At 42.2% G+C, this 6,000-nt stretch carries 6 protein-coding genes; 4 read left to right on the top strand and 2 right to left on the bottom strand.

What is annotated here, in order from left to right:
• Together OGM63_RS23765 and OGM63_RS23760 are read left to right on the top strand one after the other, a co-directional pair.
• The coding region (locus OGM63_RS23765) for a VOC family protein (RefSeq protein WP_263748145.1) at positions 1–594 on the top strand (594 nt) is incomplete at its 5' end.
• 51 nt (positions 595–645) lie between these two features.
• Entirely contained in the window at positions 646–1,350 is a 705-nt protein-coding gene (locus OGM63_RS23760; protein ID WP_263748144.1) for an HAD family hydrolase, read from the top strand.
• Here OGM63_RS23760 and OGM63_RS23755 read toward each other — a convergent pair.
• Positions 1,347–1,976, bottom strand: a complete 630-nt coding sequence (locus tag OGM63_RS23755; protein WP_263748143.1) for a CPP1-like family protein — start codon at positions 1,974–1,976, stop codon at positions 1,347–1,349. The two genes, OGM63_RS23760 and OGM63_RS23755, sit on opposite strands and share 4 nt — an antisense overlap.
• 688 nt (positions 1,977–2,664) lie before the next feature.
• On the opposite strand from OGM63_RS23755, the gene OGM63_RS23750 reads away from it, so the two are divergent.
• Complete coding sequence (locus OGM63_RS23750; RefSeq protein ID WP_263748142.1) at positions 2,665–3,381, top strand: response regulator transcription factor; 717 nt, start codon at positions 2,665–2,667, stop codon at positions 3,379–3,381.
• A gap of 545 nt (positions 3,382–3,926) precedes the next feature.
• Here the strand turns inward: OGM63_RS23750 and OGM63_RS23745 are convergent.
• Positions 3,927–4,124, bottom strand: a complete 198-nt coding sequence (locus OGM63_RS23745) for a DUF2811 domain-containing protein (RefSeq protein WP_263748141.1) — start codon at positions 4,122–4,124, stop codon at positions 3,927–3,929.
• A gap of 529 nt (positions 4,125–4,653) precedes the next feature.
• On the opposite strand from OGM63_RS23745, the gene OGM63_RS23740 reads away from it, so the two are divergent.
• Complete coding sequence (locus tag OGM63_RS23740) at positions 4,654–5,940, top strand: MFS transporter (protein WP_263748140.1); 1,287 nt, start codon at positions 4,654–4,656, stop codon at positions 5,938–5,940.
• Positions 5,941–6,000: the final 60 nt, after the last annotated feature.

The following is a 6,000-nucleotide window of genomic DNA, read 5'->3' as shown; positions in this document are numbered from 1 at the left end:
CACATTGTCCTAAACGTGGCAGTGGGTGATTTAGAACGTGCTGTGACTTGGTATGAAGAGGTTCTCGATTTTCAACCCCAACAAGCGTTTAAAATTAAAACCGATCGCTCTGCTTTGTACAGCCGAGTTATGCTCTCACGTGACGGTGGTGTACAATTGCCAATTAATGAACCCGCTTCGGTTCATTCTCAAATTCAAGAGTTTTTGGATGTGAACCGGGGAGCGGGAATTCAACATATCGCTTTGCAAACACCGAATATTGTGGATGCGATCGCTCTTTTTCGGCAGAATGGTTTATCCTTACTTCCAGTTCCTCAAAGCTATTACTCCCAGCTAAAACAGCGAAAAAAACTGCCGCTATCAGCCTTTGAACTTGAGGCGTTTGCGAGACAGCAAATTTTGGTAGACTGGAAAGAAGATACTCAAAAAGCAGTACTGCTACAAATTTTCACTCAGCCAATTTTCACTCAGCCTACCTTTTTCTTTGAGTTTATCGAGCGTCGTTTTCAAGCTCAAGGTTTTGGTGAAGGTAACTTTCAGGCTTTATTTGAAGCCATTGAAAAGGAACAAATCAAACGCGGTAGCCTGCATTGAAAAGATAATACGATTTAAGTTAATCTGTAAATAAAATTTACATTTCCCTAAATGTTAAGACTAATTACAGACTTTGACGGTCCAATTATTGATGTTTCCGAACGGTACTACCGCGTTTATCAATTCTGTCTGGAGAAGACACAGCGTCCAAACCAAGCAGTACAAGAACTTTCAAAAGGGGAATTTTGGCAATTGAAGCGATCGCGGGTTCCGGAAAAACAAATTGCCTTAAATTCCGGTTTAGACGAAGTACAGGCACAAGAATTTGCCCAGCTGCGACGACAAACCGTGCATACACAACATTACTTTGATTATGACACCCTTGCCCCAGGCGCTGTGGAAGCACTGTTAAAAATTCAAGAAGCTGGAATCGATTTGGCTGTAATGACGATGCGTCGGGTTAAGGAACTTGATTATGCCTTTAAAAAACACGATTTAGGCAGGTTTTTCCCGGAGAATCGTTGTTATTGCTTAACCAACGACTACATTAAAACCCGCGACATTGATGATAAACCTTTACTGATGGAACGGGCAATAAAAGAACTACCACCATGCGCTGAGACTTGGATGGTGGGGGATACAGAAGCCGACATCACCGCTGCTAAAAATCATGGCGTTAAGGTGATGGCTGTAGAGTGTGGCATCCGCGATCGCTCCCAATTGGCAGTATACAACCCTGATTTAATTGTCAAGGATTTGAGCGCGGCTGTGGATTTGGTTTTAGAGCAGGAGGCATCAAACAGCAAGCACGCTTAACGTAGAAAGCTGCTAAACAACCACAACAATATAAACGTCAGCACAGAAGAAAACTGATTTGGCGTCATACTGATAAATGTTATTTGCGGCAAAACTAAGCTAGCAACTAGTCCCCCAGCAATTAAACCCACTATTAAGCCGAGCAGAGTCAACAAAACTGCTCGACCAAACTTACCTTCTTTGCGATTGAGAAAGTAAATACCTATACCAACACCTAGCACCAAAGCCAACTGTAAAACCTGATCGCCCCCGGCTTGGTAAAACACACTAATAGCACTCAAACCCAGATACCAAGCTCCAGGTAACAACACATCTGGAGGCGTTGGTTTATCAATGATTCGTTGCAGCCAAGCGCTTGATAGTTGTTCGCTCTTGGTGGGACTTTCTTTCGCAGGGGCTTGCACGAGGCGTTCTGGAAACCGAATGCGTTCGGGTACTTTGATTTTACCTTCTTGGCGCATCCGTAAGCGATCCATTAAAATCGCATCGTAAGCCACGTTAATGATTTCTACACGCTTTGTATCGCCATTGTATTGCTCCAACAGGCGATTGCGAGCGTCTTGAATTTCATCGAAGCTAGCACCTTCTGATACCCCAAGTTTTTCGTAGGGATTTTGATCGCTCATGGGAGTTTATTACGTATAGCCTTAGTTGGCAGCAGCCTTTCTTTGAAGGAAAAACGGTTTTTTAGGTTTGATCTCGGTTGAAACTTAAGTTTCCCTCGATTATTGCCCTACCAGGATAGTAGCACGGGGAGCAATATCATAGACCTGAAAAATTTAACTATAGGAACTTTAACATATTGTTATAACTCAGTGTATCCCCTCATGTCGTTGCCCAATTCTAGCTCTAATCTTGAATTTAAGCGAAAAATACCTAAAAGGCATCCTTAGATGAAAAAATTAACTTTTCTGTTTCGGATTTTGCATCTCACCGTACCTGGATATTTTAAATAATTAGTTTTGAACTGGCTTGTGGCATTGAGCTACATATCGATTTAGAATTGAAGCGTTTTAAATAACCAGGCAACTAAAATCACAAAAGTGTTCCTTGCTTACGCAAGTGGTGCGGAATGCGGGTTACATCTGATGACTCGACAAAAATAACTTGACTTGTTAAACATCTGTACTTAGGTGCAACACTGGCGATCGGCAGAATATTCCGTTCTAATTGTCCAGAATCCTGATTACACTATTACTTGGGCGATCGGGAAATTAATACATTAGACTTGTAGATTGTTATTATCCCCGTGAAACCACGCTTTTACGCGGCGACCTTTATTAATCCTATGATTTTTTGTGCAAAGTGATGGTCATGGCTCCTGCCAAAGTTCTTGTAGTTGATGACGACCCTGCGGTTCGTAATTTAATTCAACGCTTTCTGATTAAGCAGAGCTATCAGGTAGAGGCTGCCGAAGACGGTAAGACTGCCATAGCTTTATTTGAGCAATTTAACCCAGATTTGGTGATTCTAGATGTGAATTTGCCAGATGTAATTGGGTTTAACCTCTGCCAAGAGATGCAAAGCCGTAACGGTGTCTTTGTTCTCATGCTGACTAGCCGTACAGACGAAGCTGATAAAATTCGCGGTTTTGCTAAAGGTGCTGATGACTATCTCACCAAACCATTTGGTCTGGGAGAACTAGAAGTCAGAGTAGCAGCAATTTTGCGGCGTCAGCGGGTTGTGACTACCGCAGAACAGAAACGCCTGGTATTTGAAAAATTGATGATCGATCCAGTACGCAGAGAGGTAACACTTAACACCCAACCAGTACTTTTAACTGCTCTAGAATTTGACTTATTGCATTTCTTAGCCAGCCATCCCGGTCGAGTTTGGCGACGAGCCGAACTCATCCAAGAAGTATGGGACTATGAATACGTCGGCGACCAGCGCGTTGTGGATGTGCATATCGGTCAAATTCGCAAGAAGATTGAAGTCGATGCTAGTCAGCCAGCATTAATCCAGACTGTACGCGGCGTAGGGTATAAATTTGAATGTCCTACTCTGCCCCAGTCTGATAGCAAGTCCTGAGTCAAGAGTCTAGAGTTTTTTGACTCTTGACTTTTGATGCACTGAAGGCGTGAATCTCTTTGGTATCAAAAGCTAAATTAACACAGCAAACGCCCAAAGACAGGCTATTGATGTATTTGCTACACAACTACAGCCAGAGAGTTTTTGCAAATTATTGATTTAAAATTTAAATCGGGTGCGTCTTGCTTTCACAGTTGTTAACTCTCATCCAAGTAGATTTAGTTTCAATTTGAGCAATTGTCAGGTAAATTTGATTTGCTCGAGCTGCTGAATGCCATGGCAGTTTGTATAAATTACTTCAATTTTCAGTCTTTTAAATTTAGAGAAGATTGAGAGTTTTACATATAAAATTTTCCTTTGTTTGAGGTAGGGTTGCTACTTGGCAATGCAGGGGTTAACCGCCGTTAAGCGCCCTTGGAAACCATCGCCATCTGACTATACTCTAACTAAAAAAGAAACCTGAGTCAGCCCGGTTAACAGCACCAAGAGCGATGGCTGAGATGTTGTATCTTAGCTGTTTCTGGCGATCGCTGCCGCATTTATACTTAGCAATTTTGAAAGAGAGTTTCCAGATATACGCGAGCCGCACGGCGATCGCTATCTCCATTTTGCAGCAAAAATAGTGACAGCGCCGCCGTTAATACTCGATTTTGATCCCAATCGGGATGTAATTCTAAGTAACTTTTGAGGGATTCGTGGAGCGTTTCGGGAATTTCTGTAAATATGCTAACCGTTGCGTTCATTTCTATTTTCCCCCTATCAGGTTAATCAATAAAGTACACGTTGCTTGCTGTAACCAGCCTTTGGACAACACACTGTATGAATGCCTAACCAACAATCACAAGGCAACAACTGGGTAATTTTACACAGCCGCACTGCCGATTACAAAAGCAAGCCGAATCATTGTGCGCTAAGAGGGGGTAGGTTTGTCAATGCTGCGAAATGTTACAAATCAGTTGCTTAAAACTAAATAAGTACGAAATAATCAGGCTTATAGGCGATTTTATGTGACAAATCTTCATAAAAACTCAGTCCTTTAAGTCAAGTATCCCTAACACTAAAAAATTAAGCGATCGTCATCAAGAGCCGATGAAATCGTCAAGCGGTTGTGGAAAACCTGTAAAATAGCTGTGGAAACTCTGTGGAATCAGTGAGGAAAATCAGGATGAATGATAAGAATTACAAAAAAGAGAATTTAGCCCCTTTGACAGATTAAAAATTAAAAATAATTTTTTAAATTTATAATGAACAAAAGTTGAGCAAAAGCGATCGTTGAAATTTCCGCCCAAGTTCCAGTTTCCATCGTGGTTTCCTAAGATTCATCCCCAAGTTTGGATTTTGGCAGTCGGTAGACTTATGTTAGAAATGGGCACAGGCTTTACCCTGTTTTATGCCCCGATTTTTTTCGTTAACAAAGTCGGTTTATCTACAACCGCTGTCGGTTTTGCCTTGGGTAGCGCGTCGATTTCTGGTGTTGCAGGCAGAGTTTTAGGTGGTATTGGTGTTGATTCTCCATCGTGGGGACGCAGACGCACATTGTTGTTTTCAGCAGCAATTTCGGCAATTGGTTCTTTAGTATTATCTGCAAGCCAGAATTTTGCTACTTTGGTAATCGGTAACTTAATTACAGGCTTAGGTTTGGGTTTATACTGGCCCGCAAATGAAGCCGTTGTTGCCGACTTGACACCAACCGAAAATCGCCGTGAAGCTTATGCGATTACGCGACTGGCAGATAATCTCGGTTTGGGGATGGGAGTTGTCTTAGGTGGCGTTTTGGTGACGATAAGTGGAAGTTATCGATCGCTATTTATTATTGATGCCATCTCTTTTATTGTCTTTTTTGGAGTTGTTTATCTGGCGATCGCCCAAACCGGTCAACCAGATATGAGACAATCACAGAAGCCGCAAGATATCGCTTCAAGTTGGATGGCAGCATTAAGCGATCGCCCTTTTTTGGTCTACATTATCCTGAATATCATCTTCACCACCTACCTTTCCCAACTACACAGCACCATCCCCATCTACTTTAAAAACTTTGTGTCGGTGGGTAACTCAGGACAAGGATTTTCGGAAACTACTATTAGTGCCCTTTTCGCACTGCATTTAGCGATCGCTATTCTCTCACAGATACCCGTTGCCCGTATCTTAAAACGCTTTTCTCACACAGTAGCGTTTACCTTTTCTTGCTTACTGTGGGGAATTGGTTTCATCTTCATCTGGGCTTGTGGTGTTGCGACATCCGATAATCTAGTTTGGGCAGCTTTGGCATTGGCAATATTTGCCGTTGCGATAACTTCCTTTATCCCCTCAGCCTCCTCATTAGTCACCGATTTAGCCCCCGAATCTCAACGTGGTGTTTATTTATCCATCAATTCTCTGTGTTGGGCTATTGGCTATTTTATCGGTTCTCCCTTGGGAGGTTGGGCATTAGATCAACCGCGAATCGTTACCGATCGCTTTTGGTTAGGGTTTTCCTTTAGTGTTGTCATCACTCTGGCAATTTTGCAATATCTCAATCGAATTTTGCCTACTCACACAAAAGTAGGAAATCAAGAGTAGGAAATTCGGCGTTACTGATTTGAAATATGAAGAAAGAAATTTTTACGGATGACTCTAACA

This window comes from Plectonema radiosum NIES-515 (assembly GCF_025753815.1).
In the GTDB taxonomy this organism is placed as follows: domain Bacteria; phylum Cyanobacteriota; class Cyanobacteriia; order Cyanobacteriales; family Nostocaceae; genus Hassallia; species Hassallia radiosum_A.
Note: the sequence above shows the minus strand (reverse complement) of the source record. Positions and strands in the feature narration are given on the sequence as shown.

Bases quoted from the DNA above. Each gene is read 5' to 3' on its own strand.
- OGM63_RS23745 (WP_263748141.1), bottom strand. From the start codon at position 4,124: ATGAACGCAACGGTTAGCATATTTACAGAAATTCCCGAAACGCTCCAC.
- OGM63_RS23750 (WP_263748142.1), top strand. From the start codon at position 2,665: ATGGCTCCTGCCAAAGTTCTTGTAGTTGATGACGACCCTGCGGTTCGT.
- OGM63_RS23755 (WP_263748143.1), bottom strand. From the start codon at position 1,976: ATGAGCGATCAAAATCCCTACGAAAAACTTGGGGTATCAGAAGGTGCT.
- OGM63_RS23760 (WP_263748144.1), top strand. From the start codon at position 646: ATGTTAAGACTAATTACAGACTTTGACGGTCCAATTATTGATGTTTCC.